The 12,984-nt window shown below is 74.9% G+C and carries 12 protein-coding genes; 4 read left to right on the top strand and 8 right to left on the bottom strand.

What is annotated here, in order from left to right; all coding sequences use genetic code 11:
• Positions 1-90 precede the first annotated feature (90 nt).
• The 7 genes from secF to B1A86_RS06365 all read right to left on the bottom strand — a co-directional run bounded on the left by secF (position 91) and on the right by B1A86_RS06365 (position 6,705).
• On the bottom strand, positions 91-1,131 hold the full coding sequence (secF, locus tag B1A86_RS06335) for a protein translocase subunit SecF (RefSeq protein ID WP_036317952.1): 1,041 nt from the start codon (positions 1,129-1,131) through the stop codon (positions 91-93).
• Positions 1,128-2,954, bottom strand: a complete 1,827-nt coding sequence (secD, locus tag B1A86_RS06340) for a protein translocase subunit SecD (protein ID WP_036340294.1) — start codon at positions 2,952-2,954, stop codon at positions 1,128-1,130. Before secD ends, secF begins: the two co-directional genes overlap by 4 nt.
• A 70-nt stretch (positions 2,955-3,024) precedes the next feature.
• Complete coding sequence (gene yajC, locus B1A86_RS06345; RefSeq protein WP_078025480.1) at positions 3,025-3,456, bottom strand: preprotein translocase subunit YajC; 432 nt, start codon at positions 3,454-3,456, stop codon at positions 3,025-3,027.
• Between the two features lie 60 nt (positions 3,457-3,516).
• A complete protein-coding gene (gene ruvB, locus B1A86_RS06350; RefSeq protein ID WP_036317944.1) occupies positions 3,517-4,539 on the bottom strand; it encodes a Holliday junction branch migration DNA helicase RuvB in 1,023 nt (340 codons plus the stop codon).
• Complete coding sequence (ruvA, locus tag B1A86_RS06355; RefSeq protein WP_078025481.1) at positions 4,536-5,180, bottom strand: Holliday junction branch migration protein RuvA; 645 nt, start codon at positions 5,178-5,180, stop codon at positions 4,536-4,538. The genes ruvB and ruvA overlap by 4 nt, the downstream gene beginning before the upstream one ends.
• An 80-nt stretch (positions 5,181-5,260) precedes the next feature.
• Complete coding sequence (gene ruvC / locus B1A86_RS06360) at positions 5,261-5,896, bottom strand: crossover junction endodeoxyribonuclease RuvC (protein WP_078025482.1); 636 nt, start codon at positions 5,894-5,896, stop codon at positions 5,261-5,263.
• Positions 5,897-5,943: 47 nt separating this feature from the next.
• A complete protein-coding gene (locus B1A86_RS06365; protein WP_036317934.1) occupies positions 5,944-6,705 on the bottom strand; it encodes a YebC/PmpR family DNA-binding transcriptional regulator in 762 nt (253 codons plus the stop codon).
• 99 nt (positions 6,706-6,804) lie between these two features.
• Here B1A86_RS06365 and B1A86_RS06370 point away from each other — a divergent pair, with 99 nt between their 5' ends.
• Positions 6,805-8,898 (top strand): M3 family metallopeptidase, encoded by a 2,094-nt coding sequence (locus tag B1A86_RS06370; protein ID WP_134416477.1) that lies wholly within the window; start codon positions 6,805-6,807, stop codon positions 8,896-8,898.
• A gap of 6 nt (positions 8,899-8,904) precedes the next feature.
• On the opposite strand, the gene B1A86_RS06375 is transcribed toward B1A86_RS06370, so the two are convergent.
• On the bottom strand, positions 8,905-10,305 hold the full coding sequence (locus tag B1A86_RS06375) for a S9 family peptidase (protein ID WP_078025488.1): 1,401 nt from the start codon (positions 10,303-10,305) through the stop codon (positions 8,905-8,907).
• A gap of 87 nt (positions 10,306-10,392) precedes the next feature.
• On the opposite strand from B1A86_RS06375, the gene msrB reads away from it, so the two are divergent.
• From msrB to B1A86_RS06390, 3 genes are all read left to right on the top strand, one after another.
• Complete coding sequence (gene msrB, locus B1A86_RS06380) at positions 10,393-10,908, top strand: peptide-methionine (R)-S-oxide reductase MsrB (RefSeq protein ID WP_020627848.1); 516 nt, start codon at positions 10,393-10,395, stop codon at positions 10,906-10,908.
• 75 nt (positions 10,909-10,983) lie between these two features.
• Positions 10,984-11,598 (top strand): DUF3000 domain-containing protein, encoded by a 615-nt coding sequence (locus tag B1A86_RS06385; protein WP_078025483.1) that lies wholly within the window; start codon positions 10,984-10,986, stop codon positions 11,596-11,598.
• Positions 11,599-11,669: 71 nt separating this feature from the next.
• Positions 11,670-12,920 (top strand): ribonuclease D, encoded by a 1,251-nt coding sequence (locus tag B1A86_RS06390; protein ID WP_069941680.1) that lies wholly within the window; start codon positions 11,670-11,672, stop codon positions 12,918-12,920.
• The last annotated feature ends 64 nt before the right edge of the window (positions 12,921-12,984 follow it).

Below are 12,984 nucleotides of genomic sequence, written 5' to 3' on the forward strand. Positions count from 1 at the left end.
TGATCGGCGAGTCTACCCGCGCCCGTCCCGCCCCGCCCCAGAAAGACCGCCGGGCCCGGTGGCAGGTGCACCGGAGCCGCAGCGGCTCCGTCAGAGTCGCGCGCCGTCGTCCCAGGGGGCGACGTCGGGATCGGTGACCGCCTCTGAGGCACGCTCCCGGGCGGCGCGGGCCGCGGCCCGGGCGTCGTGGTCGCGCACGTCCGGGTCGTTGCGGCGCAGCAGGGCGTACAGCGGCGCCTGGAGGAACAGGGTGGACAGGGTGCCCACGATGATGCCCACGAACAGCGCGAGCGCGATGTCCCGCAGCGTGCCGGCACCGAGCAGCCCCGCGCCGATGAACAGGATCGAGCCGACCGGCAGGATGCCGACGACGGAGGTCGTGATGGACCGGACGAGCGTCTGGTTCACCGCGAGGTTCACGTTCTCGACGAAGGAGCGCTCCGGGTCCTCCTCGGCCCCGATCGTGTTCTCGCGGATCTTGTCGAAGACCACCACGGTGTCGTAGAGCGCGTACGACAGGATCGTGAGGAAGCCGATGATGGCCGACGGCGTGATCTCGAAGCCGGTGGCGCCGTAGATGCCGGCGGTCAGCGCGACCACGTAGAGCATGCCGAGCACGGCGGCCAGGGACATCTTCCAGGTGCGGAAGTACACGGCCATGAACAGGGTCACGAGCACCACGAAGATCACCAGGCCGATCAGGGCCTGCTGCGACACCGCGGCGCCCCAGGTCGGCCCCACGAAGGTCGAGGTCACCTGGTCCTGGCCGACGCCGTAGGCCTCCTGCAGGTTCGCGGCCACGGCTCGGGTCTGGGCGTCGTCGAGCTGCTCGGTCTGGACGCGCACGGTGCCCGGGGCGACGTTCGTGACGGTGGCGTGGCCGTCGGCCAGCACGTCGGTCACGGCGCGCTCGCCCGCGGCCACGTCGGTGGAGGCCGTCTGCGAGACGGTGAACTCGGAGCCGCCCCGGAACTCGATGCCGAGGTTGAAGCCACCGCGGAGGGCGGTCAGGCCGCCGGCGAGGACGAGCAGCAGGGCGGCGAGGGCGAACCACCGCCGCCAGCGCTGGATGAACGGGTAGGAGATGCGGCCCGAGTAGAGGGCGTTGCCCCAGTCGGCGAAGCGGTTCACTGGTCCTCCTCCTGGCGGCGTCGCTCGGCGCGGCGTCGCTCGGCGATCGTCATGGGCGGCGCGGTGCGCGAGCGGCGGCCGCCCCGGGCGGACGAGCCCGCGCGGGGGGCGCCCGTCGCGGCGAGCGGGCGCGGGGCGTCGGCGGCCGCCGCGTCGTCGGCGTCGGCCGGCTCGTCGGAGGCCTCCGCCGGGAGCCCGGTGCGGGGGGCGTGGGCGGGCTCGCGGAAGCGCCCGGCGCCCTGGTACAGGGACGGCCCGCCCAACAGCGACGGGTCCAGTCCGGACATCGGGTGTCCCTCGCCCACGAAGCGGGTCTGGGCCAACAGCACCATGAGCGGGTGGGTGAACATGAACACCACGATCAGGTCGGCGATCGCGGTGAGGCCGAGGGTGAACGCGAAGCCGCGCACGTTGCCGACGGCCACGAAGTACAGCACGACGGCGGCCAGCAGGTTCACGGCCTTGGACGCGGTGATCGTCCGCCGGGCGCGCTTCCAGCCCTCGTGCACGGCGACGGGCACGGTGTGGCCCGCGCGCAGCTCGTCCTTGATGCGTTCGAAGTAGACGATGAACGAGTCCGCCGTCAGACCGATCGCCACGATGAGCCCGGCGATGCCCGCGAGGGACAGGCGGTAGTTGTCCGTCCAGCCCAGGATCGCGATGGTCAGCCACGTCAGCACGCCCGCCACGATGATCGAGGCGAAGGTCAGCAGGCCCAGGGCCCGATACTGGAAGAACTGGTACACGGCCACGAGGCCGAGGCCGATCAGGCCGGCGATCAGGCCCCAGAAGAGCTGGTCCCGGCCGAGCGTGGCGGAGATCTGCTGCTCGGACTCGATCGAGAAGGAGATCGGCAGGGAGCCGTAGTTGAGCTGCTCGGCCAACTGCGCCGTCGTCTGCTCGTTCAGGGTGGGGCCGCTGATCTGCGCGCTGCCGTTGGTGATGACCACGTTGGACTGCGGCGCGGAGATCACGTCCCCGTCCAGCAGGATCGCGAACTGCTTGCGCGGGTCGCCCTCGGGGTACGGGGTGAGCTTCTGGGTGACCTCCGTGAAGGCCTTGGTGCCCTCCTCGTCGAACTCGATGTTGACGACCCACTGGTTGGTGGAGACGCCGCCCTGGGCCTGGGCCATGCCGTTGGACGCGCCCTTGATCTGGGTGCCCGGGATGACCACGGGGCCCAGGATGTACTTCTGGGCCGGCGTGACGGCGCCGTCGGCGAGCTCCTCGGAGGGCTGGCAGGCGACGATCGCCCGGTCGGACGGCGGCGGGGGCGCGGCCGGGTCCCGCGGGGCGGTGCAGTCCGTGGCCTGGAACTCGGCCAGCAGGGCCGGGGTGACCCAGTTCGGGTCGTAGGCGTCCGCCGGCTCCCCGTCGGGCTTCGGCAGCTGGTCTTCTGGCAGGCGCTGGTCCTCGGGGGTGGCCTCCCCCGGGCCGGACTGCAGCACGGGGCGGAACTGCATGTCCGCGGACGCCTGGATCAGGCGGCGGGTCTCCTCGTCCGGGACCCCGGGCAGGGAGACGACCACGTTCTGGGAGCCCTGCGTGGCGACCTCCGCCTCGGCCACGCCGGAGCCGTCCACACGCTGGCGGATGATCTCCACGGCCTGGTCCAGCTGCTCGGGGGTGACGGACTCGCCCGTCGAGGTCTGGGGGGCCAGCACCATCTGCGTGCCGCCCTCGAGGTCGAGGGCGAGCTTGGGAGCCCAGGAGGCCGCGCCGGAGGCCACGCCCCCGCCGAGGATCGCGGCCAGGACCACGAGGAGGGCGGCCAGCCAGGCCAGGGTGCGCCCGGCGGAGCCGGTGGGTGTTCTCTTCGCCATTGCTCAGGTGCTTCCGTCACATTCGAGCGGCCCCGCCAGGCGGGGCCGCGTGTGCAGGGGTGGGTGGGCCTCAGGCCAGGTCGTCGCGGCGCGGACGCGGGTCGTCGGCGTCGTCGGCGCGGTACTCGGTGCCGGGGGCGTCATCCAGACGCGACGGGTCCGTGGTGGGCGCGGCGGTCGTCTCCGGCTCCACGACGGTGGTGACGCCCTGCAGGTGCACGTCCATGCGGGTGCCCGGGGCGGTCTCCAGCGTCACCCGCTGGCCCTCGGTGTCCACGGCCACGACGGTGCCGAAGATGCCGGCGCCCGTCATGACCTCGACGCCTGGGGCGAGGGTGCTGCGCATCTGCGCCTGCTGCTGCTGCATCTTCTTGCCCTTGCGGAAGGAGAGGAAGAGCATCACCGCGAGCAGGGCGAAGGCGATGAGCATGAGCAGGCTGCCGCCACCCCCCTGGGCCTGCTGGGCGATCACGGGCAGGGTCGCGGCGGTGGCGACGGGCATGGGGGACTCCTGATGCTCGGGGTGGGCGGGCCTGTCCAGTGTAGGGGCCCGCCCTGGGCGTCACGGCCCCGGCGTGGCCTCCGGAGCGGCGAGGCCCAGGTGCTCCCAGGCCCCCGGCAGCGCGACGCGGCCACGGGGGGTCCGCGCCACCATGCCCTCGCGGATGAGGAAGGGCTCGGCCACGGTCTCCACGGTCTCGGCCTCCTCCCCCACGGCGGTGGCCAGCGTGCTGAGCCCCACGGGCCCGCCGCCGAACGTGGTGCACAGGGCCGTGAGCACGGACCGGTCGAGCCGGTCCAGGCCGCGCCCGTCGACCTCGTACATGTCCAGGGCGGCGGCGGCGTCGTGCGCGCCGACCTCGGCCAGCCCCTTCACGAGCGCCCAGTCCCGCACGCGGCGCAGCAAGCGGTTGGCGATGCGCGGGGTGCCGCGCGAGCGCCGGGCGATCTGCCGGTACCCCTCCGTGGCCAGCCGCATGTCCAGCAGCAGGGCGGAGCGGCGCAGGACGCGCTCGAGCTCCACCTCGGTGTAGAAGTCCAGATGGCCCGTGAAGCCGAAGCGGTCGCGCAGCGGCCCCGGCAGGAGGCCGGCCCGCGTGGTGGCGCCGACGAGCGTGAAGGGCGGCAGCTCGAGCGGGATCGAGGTGGCGCCGGCGCCCTTGCCCACCACGATGTCCACCCGGAAGTCCTCCATGGCCATGTAGAGCATCTCCTCGGCCGGGCGGGACATCCGGTGGATCTCGTCGAGGAAGAGCACCTCGCCCTCGGTGAGCGAGGACAGGATGGCCGCGAGGTCGCCCGCATGCTGGATCGCAGGGCCGGAGGACAGCCGCAGGGGGGCGTTCATCTCCGCGGCCACGATCATCGCCAGCGTGGTCTTGCCGAGCCCGGGCGGACCGGAGAGCAGGACGTGGTCCGCGGCGCGGTCGCGCAGCCGGGCGGAGGCGAGCATGAGGTCCAGCTGCTCGCGCACGCGCATCTGGCCCACGAACTCGTCCAGGTGCTTGGGGCGCAGCGCGGCCTCGAGCCGACGCTCCTCCGGGTCGACGGCCGCCGCGGACAGCGGCGAGGACTCCGCGCTCATCGCCCGCCTCGCACAGAGCCGGCCATGCCGACGTCGCGCAGGGTGGCGCGCAGCAGCGCGGCGACGTCGCGGCCCTCGTCCAGCTCCGGGCGGGCCGCCACGGTGGCCTCGACGGCCTTGAGCGCCTCCTTCTCGGACCAGCCCAGGCCGGCCATCGCCTGCACGACGTCGGCGTGCCAGAGCGCCTCGACGGTCGGCTCGGCGCTCGCCTCGGCCTCCGCCTCGGGCACCGGCTCCCCGGTGGGCGCGAGGCGGCCGGAGAGCTCGACGATGATCTTGCGCGCCATCTTCGGCCCGATGCCGGGCACGCGGGTGAGGGTCTTCTCGTCCTCCTCGGTGACCGCCCGGCGCACGGTCTCGGGGTGGTGGACGGAGAGGATCGCCAGGGCGAGGCGGGGACCCACGCCGTTGGCCGTGATGAGCACCTCGAACACCTCGCGCTCGTCGCGGTCCGCGAAGCCGTAGAGGGTCAGGGCGTCCTCCTTGACCACGAGGTGGGTCTGCACCGCCCCCGGCCGGCCCTCGTGCAGGGTGGACAGCGTCTGCGGGGTGGCGGAGAACTGCACACCCAGGCCGCCGACGGCGATGACCGCCCGGTCGAGGGCCACGTGCTCGACGGTGCCGCTGAGCGAGGCGATCATGAGGGGCCCTCCTGTCGGGACGGACGGACGCCGGTCGGCGCGGATTCGAACATATCATCGAACGCCGGCCCGGCAGCGGCTTACCGGCGACGCCCGCCGCCCGCCGAGCGCTCGGCGTCGAGCCAGGCCCGCTGCGCGGCGGTGAGCTGTCCCCGCTGGCGGGCGCGCGCGGGCGCCTTGGCGGCGAACTGCGAGCGCCCCGCCCGGGAGGCGAGGTCCGCGGTGTCGAGGCCGGTCTGGCCGGCGGCCGCGCCGAGGGCGGTGCCGCGCCAGCCGTGGGCGATGGCCAAGGCGAGGGCGTCGGCCGCGTCGGCCGGGCGCGGCGGGGCGTCGAGGCGGAGGATCCGGGTGACCATCGTGGTGACCTGCTCCTTGCCCGCATCGCCGTGTCCGGTGACGGCGGCCTTGACCTCGGAGGGGGTGTGCAGGCCCACGGGGACGCCGGCGCGCGCGGCCGCGGCGATCGCCACGCCCGCGGCCTGGGCCGTGCCCAGCACGGTCGGCGTGTTCGTGTTCGCGAACATGCGCTCGACGGCGGCGCGATCGGGCCGGTGCGCGGCGAGGACCGCGGAGACGGCCTCGTCGATGCGCAGGAGGCGCTGGTCCAGGGGGGCGGTGGGCGGGGTGCCCGTGACCTCGACGTGGACGAGCGCGGCCCGCCGTCGCGCGTCCACGTCCACCACGGCGATCCCGCAGCGGGTGAGCCCCGGGTCCACCCCGAGGATCCGGACGACGTCGGCGGGCCGGCGCGCGCTCAGCGCGATCAGTCCTCGTCGAGCTCGGCGAGGACCTCGGGGGCGATGTCCACGTTCGAGAAGACGTTCTGGACGTCGTCGAGGTCCTCGAGGGCATCGGCCAGCTTCAGGAAGGTGCGGGCGCCCGACGCGTCCAGGTCCACCTTCATGGTGGGGACGAACTCGAGCTCGTCGGACTCGTACTCCACGCCCGCCTCGTCGAGGGCCTTGGCCACGGACTGCAGGTCGGAGGGGTCCGAGAGGATCTCGAAGGAGTCGCCGGAGACGACGACCTCCTCGGCGTCGGCGCCGCCCTCGAGCACGGCCTCGAGCAGGCCGTCCTCGGTGTTGCCCTCGGCGGGCAGGCGCACGAGGCCCTTGCGCTCGAAGAGGAAGGAGACGGAGCCGGAGTCGGCCATGGTGCCGCCGTTGCGGGTGACGGCCGCGCGCACGTCCGCGGCGGCGCGGTTCTTGTTGTCGGTCAGGCACTCGACCAGCAGCGCCGAGCCCTGGGGGCCGCGGACCTCGTACATGATCTCGGCGTAGTCGATGACCTCGCCGGTGAGGCCGGCGCCGCGCTTGACGGCGCGGTCGATGTTGTCGTTGGGCACCGAGGCCTTCTTGGCCTTGGACACGGCCAGGTCGAGGGCGGGGTTGCCGGCGACGTCGGGTCCGCCGGCACGTGCCGCGACCTCGATGTTCTTGATGTACTTCGCGAACGCCTTGGCGCGCCGCGCGTCGATGACGGCCTTCTTGTGCTTGGTGGTCGCCCACTTGGAATGTCCTGCCATCACGCCTCCTCAGGTCTGGATCTCGTCTGCTGGCTCGACCGCCCAGTCTAGCGACGCCCGGTGGGGTGGCGCGGATCACGGCTGACTACACTCGCGCCCATGACCCACACCTCCGCGCCCTCCGTCCTGCCCGCCGACCACCCGCTGGCGACCCCCTCCGACCTGCCCTACGGGCTGCCCGACTTCTCCGCCGTCTCCGACGCGCAGCTGGCCGAGGCCGTGCGCGCGGGGATGGCGGCCCAGCGCGCCGAGGTCGACCAGATCCTCGGGGCGGCCACGGCGCCGACCTTCGAGAACACCGTCCGTGCGCTCGAGCTGTCCGGCCAGCTGCTGCGCCGCTCCGCCGCGATGTTCTTCACGCTCGTCGGCTCGGACGGCACGGATGCGCGGCAGGCCCTGGCCGAGGAGCTCTCCCCCGAGCTCGCGGCCCACGAGGACGCGATCCTGCTGGACCCGCGGCTGGCGGCGCGCGTCGCTTCGATCGACGACGGCGGCCTCACGGGCGAGGACGCCCGCCTGCTGGAGACGCTGCGCCTGCGCCTCTCCCTGGCGGGGGCGGACCTGGACGAGGCCGCGCGCGAGGAGCTGCGCGGGATCAACACGGAGCTGGCGTCCCTCTCGGCCGCCTACACGCGCCGCCTCGTCGCGGACACCGCGGCCCGCGCCGTGCTCGTCACGGACCGCGAGCGCCTGGCCGGTCTGAGCGAGGACGACCTGGCCGCGGCGGCGGGGGCGGCCGCCGAGGCGGGGCACGGGGACGGGGACGCGGCGGCGGGTCCGTGGCTGCTGACGCTGTCCCTGTTCACGTCGCAGCCGTGGCTGGCGTCCCTGCAGGACGAGGGGATGCGGCGCGAGGTGTTCGAGGCGTCGACGGGCCGGGGCGGGTCCGGGGAGCACGAGACGCTGACGACGGCGATGGCGATGGTGCGGCTGCGGCTGCGCAAGGCGCGGCTGCTGGGGGCGCAGAGCTGGGCCGAGCAGGCGCTGAAGGACCGGGCGGCGCCGTCGACGGCGGCCGTGGAGGAGCTGCTGGCCGCGATGGCGCCGCGGGCGATGGCCAATGCGCGGGCGGACGCGGCGACGGCGGCGGCACACGCGGGCCGGGCGGACGCCGAGGTGGCCCCGTGGGACTGGCCGGCGCTGTCCGCGGGGTACGCGCGGGAGGAGTTCGCGGTGGACGCGGACGCCCTGCGCCCGTACTTCGAGCTGGACCGGGTGCTGACGGAGGGCGTGTTCGCGGCGGCGACCGCGCTGTACGGGCTCACGTTCGCCGAGCGCCCGGAGCTGGCGCGACACCTGTACCGCCCCGGGATCCGGGTGTTCGAGGTGACGGGTGAGGACGGTGCCGGGGTGGGTCTGTTCGTCGCGGACCTGTTCGCGCGGCCGACCAAGTCCGGCGGTGCCTGGATGCACACGGTGCGGGACAGGGCGGACGCCCTGGGCGAGCGCCCGGTGGTGTTCACCACGATGAATGTGCCGGCCCCGGCGGCGGGGCGTCCGGCCCTGCTGACGCTGGATGAGACCACGACGCTGTTCCACGAGTTCGGCCACGCCCTGCACGGGCTGCTGGCTCGGGGCGAGTACGCCTCGCTCACCGGGACGAACGTGCCGCGCGACGTCGTGGAATTCCCGTCGCAGGTCAATGAGGTGTGGCTGCGCGAGCCGTCCCTGCTGGCCGCGTATGCGCGGCACGTGGAGACGGGCGAGCCGCTGCCGGCCGGGACGCTGGAGCGGCTCGAGGCGGCGGACCTGTGGGGCGAGGGGCACCGCACGGTCGAGTACCTGGGTGCGACGCTCGTGGACTGGGCCTGGCACTCGCTGACGGAGGAGACGGTGGACGCCGCCACGGCCGACCCGGCCGCGTTCGAGCGCCGGGTGCTGACCGAGGCGGGCATCGACCCGGACCTGGTGCCCCCGCGCTACGGCACCGGCTACTTCAAGCACATCTTCGGCGGCGGCTACGCGGCCGGGTACTACTCCTACGTGTGGGCCGAGGTGCTGGACGCGGACGCCGTGGAGTGGTTCCGCGAGCACGGCGGGATGACGCGGGAGAACGGCCGCCGGTTCGCGGACGAGCTGCTCTCGCGGGGCGACACGCGTGACCTGCTGGAGTCCTACCGTGCGTTCCGCGGCCGGGACGCCGAGCTCGAGCCGCTGCTGCGCCGTCGGGGGCTGGCGGACGCCGCCGCCTGAGCGCGGTCAGCGCCCCCGGCCGCCGGGGCGGGGGGCGCTGAGCACGGCGCGCAGCCAGCCGCGCACGGCGGTGTCCCACTTGCGCGGGTCCACGTTCTGCTCCCGGGTGTGGCGGGCCTGGTGGAAGCGGACGAACCGAACCAGGTCCGGGTTGCGCTCGGCCAGGTCCTGCGAGGGGCCGACGGGCACGTACTCATCGTCCTCGGAGTGCAGGATCAGCGTGGGCACACGCACGTGGTCGGCGCGGGTCACCCAGTCCAGGGCCTTGAGGTCCACGGGGGCGGCCAGGCCCGTGATGAACCGGCCGGCCCGGTTGGCCAGCAGCCACTGGCCGAGCAGGCCCACGGCTTCGGGGATCCGGTTGAGCCGGGCCTGGTGGCGCAGCACGTCCACCCAGTCGATGACGGGGCCCGTCAGGACCACGCCGCGCACGTGCGGGGCCAGCGCGGAGCGGTCCACGGTCTGCAGCACCACGGCCCCGCCCATGGACCAGCCGAAGAGGACGACGTCCCGGGCGCCGTGGTCGAGGGCGTAGCGGATGGCCGCCTCGACGTCCTCCCATTCGGTGGTGCCGAGCCCGTAGCGGGCGTCGGCGGCGTCCGGGGCGTCGCCGTCGTTGCGGTAGGAGATCAGCAGCGACGTCATGCCCAGGCGGCGGGCGGTCGGCACGGCGCGGATGCCCTCGTTGCGGCGCGCGCCGCGGCCGTGGACCATCACCGCCCACAGCCCCTCCGCAGGACGGGGTTCGCCGTCCTCGCTGGGGTAAGGCGCGATGCGCCATGCGCGGGCGTGGCCGCCGGGCACCGGCACCTGCACGTCCTCGGCGTCGAGCCCGGCGTCGGCGGGGGTCGGGTAGACGAAGCCGGTGAACCGGCCCCGGGTCGCCGTCGTCAGATCGCCGGAGAAGACCTCCTCGACCGCGCGCTGCACCGTGCCGTCCCGGGGGTCGAAGGAGGTGATCTCCCCGATGCGGGCGCATCCGGCGCCGTCGTCGAACGTGAGGGAGTACTGGCCGGGCACGGTGGTGTACTCGTCGGCCTGCAGGATCACGTCCTGCCCGGCGGGCGTGTCGACGACGGCGAGGATCGGCGTGGACTCGGCGTGGCGGCGCACGGGGGTCACCACGGTGCGGGCGAACACGCCCGCGAGCGCCGAGCTCGCCCCGGCCAGCACGAAGGCGTAGGCCGCGGCGACGCTGAGCACGGGCGGGGCCCAGCGGGCCACCGGGGAGGCCACGGCCACGCCGCCGCGCACCGATCCGGTGACTCCGCGGCGGACCAGGCGGCCCGCTCGGCGGACGCGGGACTCGCGGCTCCCGGCCCGCCGGGCTGCCACGGTGACGGCGGCGGCCAGGGCGGGCGGCAGGTCGGCGGGGTGGGGACGGGGACGGCGGGGTCGTGCGGCCATGCGCGCCATTGTCCTCCACGGGCGGGCGCGCCCGCCAATGCGACGCCGGTCGGGAACACGACGGCGCTCCGGACCGTTGCACCGGGCATGACCGAGACTCCCCACACCCCCCATGACGGCCCCACCCCCGACCCCGCGCGGGACGTCCCCGCTCCCGAGCAGACCCTGGCCGCCCCGGGCGGCGCCCGCCTGACGGACGAGGAGTGGGCCCGACGGCTCACGCCCGAGGAGTTCCAGGTGCTGCGCCGGGCCGGCACGGAACGGCCCTTCACGGGCGAGTACTGGGACTCGCACGTGAAGGGCGTGTACGCGTGCCGGGCGTGCGGATCCGAGCTGTTCCGCTCGGACGAGAAGTTCGACGCGCACTGCGGCTGGCCCTCGTTCTTCGCACCGCTCGCGGAGGACCGGGTGGAGTACCTGAAGGACACCACCCTGGGCATGGAGCGGATCGAGGTGCGGTGCGCGGCGTGCGGCTCCCACATGGGTCACGTCTTCGCGGGCGAGGGCTATGACACCCCCACGGACCTGCGCTACTGCATCAACTCGATCTCGCTGCGCCTGGCCCCCGCCGACGACGCGGCGGCCCCGGACGGGGCGCGCTGATCCGGTGCGGGAGCGCCGTGGCGTCCACGGCGCGCCCCCGCGGCCCGCTGGGCCCCGCAGCCTAGGCTGACGGGCATGAGCGTGATCGGGCCCCGTCGCCTCTCCGCCGCCCCCGGGGCGGTCGAGGCGCCCGTGCCGCCGGGGGTGTTCCGGCGTGCCCTGGCGGACCTGCGCGATGCGCGGCCACGGACCGAGGTGCGGCTGCGGGAGATCCCGGCACCCGAGGGGCAGGCGCCCTTCGCCGTCGCCCTCGCCGCCGACGTGTGCGACGGGCCGGGCGCGACCGGCGGCGTGCTGGCCACGGGGCGGTTCGTCCTCCTGCACGACCCGGCCCCGGACGCCCGGTGGCCGGGAGGCTTCCGGGCGGTGACCTGGATCCGTGCGAGCCTGGAACCGGACGTCGCACTGGACCAGCTGGCCGGCGCCGTCGCGTGGACGTGGCTCGTGGAGGCGCTCGAGCGCCACCACGCCGAGCACTCCCACGCCGGCGGCACCGCGACGCGCAGCATCGCGGAGGGCTTCGGGACGCTCAGTGCGGCCCCGGACACCACCGACATCGAGCTGCGCGCCTCGTGGACCCCAGCCCCGCGGGACCTCGGCTCGCATCTCGAGGCGTGGTCGGACATGATCTGCGCGTTCGCCGGTCTGCCGCCCGAGCACGCCGCGGACGTCCACACGGCCGGCCCCTGACCGCGCGCCCGCGCCTCCGTCACACCGGGCCCCGGCCCGTCCCCGCCCCGACCTCCCCGAACAGGAGCAGCATGACCGACGCCCCCGAGACGGCCGCCCCGGACGCGCCCCCGCGGCTGATCGCCACACCGGCCGGTGGAGTCCCCCGGCTCACCGACACCCGCGCGGGTCTGGAGGCCTGCGCCGCGGCGCTCGCCGCGGGGACCGGGCCGGTCGCCGTCGACGCGGAGCGCGCCTCCGGGATCCGGTACGGCCAGCGGGCCATGCTCGTCCAGCTCAAGCGCGAGGGCGCCGGCATCTGGCTCGTCGATCCCGAGGCCCTCGACGGGCTGGCCCCGCTGCAGGAGGCCCTCGCGGGCGTCGAGTGGATCCTGCACGCGGCCAGCCAGGACCTGCCCTGCCTGGCCGAGCAGGGGCTGCGCCCCGATCGGCTGTTCGACACCGAGCTCGCGGCCCGGGTGGCCGGCCTGCCGCGCGTCGGCCTGGCCGCGGTCCTGGAGGAGCTGCTGGGGGTCACCCTCGCCAAGGAGCATTCGGCCGCCGACTGGTCGGTGCGTCCGCTGCCCGAGGCGATGCTCACCTACGCGGCGCTCGACGTCGAGCTGCTCGTCCCGCTGCGCGAGGCCCTGATCGCGCGCCTCGAGGCCGACGGCAAGCTCGCGTGGGCCGAGCAGGAGTTCGAGCACGTGCGCACGGCCCCGCCGCCCACGCCGAAGAAGGACCCCTGGCGCGGCACCTCGGGCTCCCAGACGCTGCGCCGCCCCGTGCAGCGCGCGGTCCTCAAGCGCCTGTGGGAGGCCCGCGAGGACCTCGCCCGCCACCGCGACGTCGCCCCCGGCCGGCTCATCCCGGACCGGTCGATCGTCGCCGCCGCGGCCGCCCAGCCGCGCACCGTCCCCGCCCTGCGCCAGACCTCCGGCTTCCACGGCCGCGCCGCGAGCCGCGAGGCCCCGCGCTGGATCGCCGCGATCCGGGCCGGCGTCGAGGACGCCGAGCGGGGCGACGCCCCCGCGGCGCAGATCCGCACCGGGGACGGCCCGCCCCCACCCCGGGCCTGGAAGGACCGGGACCCGGTGGCGGACCGCCGCCTGCGCACGGCCAAGGCCCGCGTCGCCCGTCGGGCCGAGCAGCTGGGGATGCCCACCGAGAACCTCCTCACCCCGGACACCCTCCGGCGGATCTGCTGGACCCCGCCTGCCCCGATCACCCCCGAGACCGTGGACGCGTTCCTGACGGAGCGGGGCGCGCGCCCGTGGCAGGTGGAGAACGTCGGCGCGATCGTCACGGTCGCGCTCCTGGACCCCGATCCCGCCGGCGCTTGAGCCCCCGACGCGGCCGGCCGGATCGGTCCGTCGCGTCGCGTCGACGCGGAGGCTACTCGCCGGT

This window comes from Micrococcus sp. KBS0714 (assembly GCF_002008305.4).
GTDB lineage: Bacteria > Actinomycetota > Actinomycetes > Actinomycetales > Micrococcaceae > Micrococcus > Micrococcus luteus.

Excerpts from the sequence above, each read along its gene's own strand:
- secD (WP_036340294.1), bottom strand. The coding sequence starts at position 2,954 with ATGGCGAAGAGAACACCCACCGGCTCCGCCGGGCGCACCCTGGCCTGG.
- yajC (WP_078025480.1), bottom strand. The coding sequence starts at position 3,456 with ATGCCCGTCGCCACCGCCGCGACCCTGCCCGTGATCGCCCAGCAGGCC.
- ruvB (WP_036317944.1), bottom strand. The coding sequence starts at position 4,539 with ATGAGCGCGGAGTCCTCGCCGCTGTCCGCGGCGGCCGTCGACCCGGAG.
- ruvA (WP_078025481.1), bottom strand. The coding sequence starts at position 5,180 with ATGATCGCCTCGCTCAGCGGCACCGTCGAGCACGTGGCCCTCGACCGG.
- B1A86_RS06365 (WP_036317934.1), bottom strand. The coding sequence starts at position 6,705 with ATGGCAGGACATTCCAAGTGGGCGACCACCAAGCACAAGAAGGCCGTC.
- B1A86_RS06370 (WP_134416477.1), top strand. The coding sequence starts at position 6,805 with ATGACCCACACCTCCGCGCCCTCCGTCCTGCCCGCCGACCACCCGCTG.
- B1A86_RS06375 (WP_078025488.1), bottom strand. The coding sequence starts at position 10,305 with ATGGCCGCACGACCCCGCCGTCCCCGTCCCCACCCCGCCGACCTGCCG.
- msrB (WP_020627848.1), top strand. The coding sequence starts at position 10,393 with ATGACCGAGACTCCCCACACCCCCCATGACGGCCCCACCCCCGACCCC.
- B1A86_RS06385 (WP_078025483.1), top strand. The coding sequence starts at position 10,984 with ATGAGCGTGATCGGGCCCCGTCGCCTCTCCGCCGCCCCCGGGGCGGTC.
- B1A86_RS06390 (WP_069941680.1), top strand. The coding sequence starts at position 11,670 with ATGACCGACGCCCCCGAGACGGCCGCCCCGGACGCGCCCCCGCGGCTG.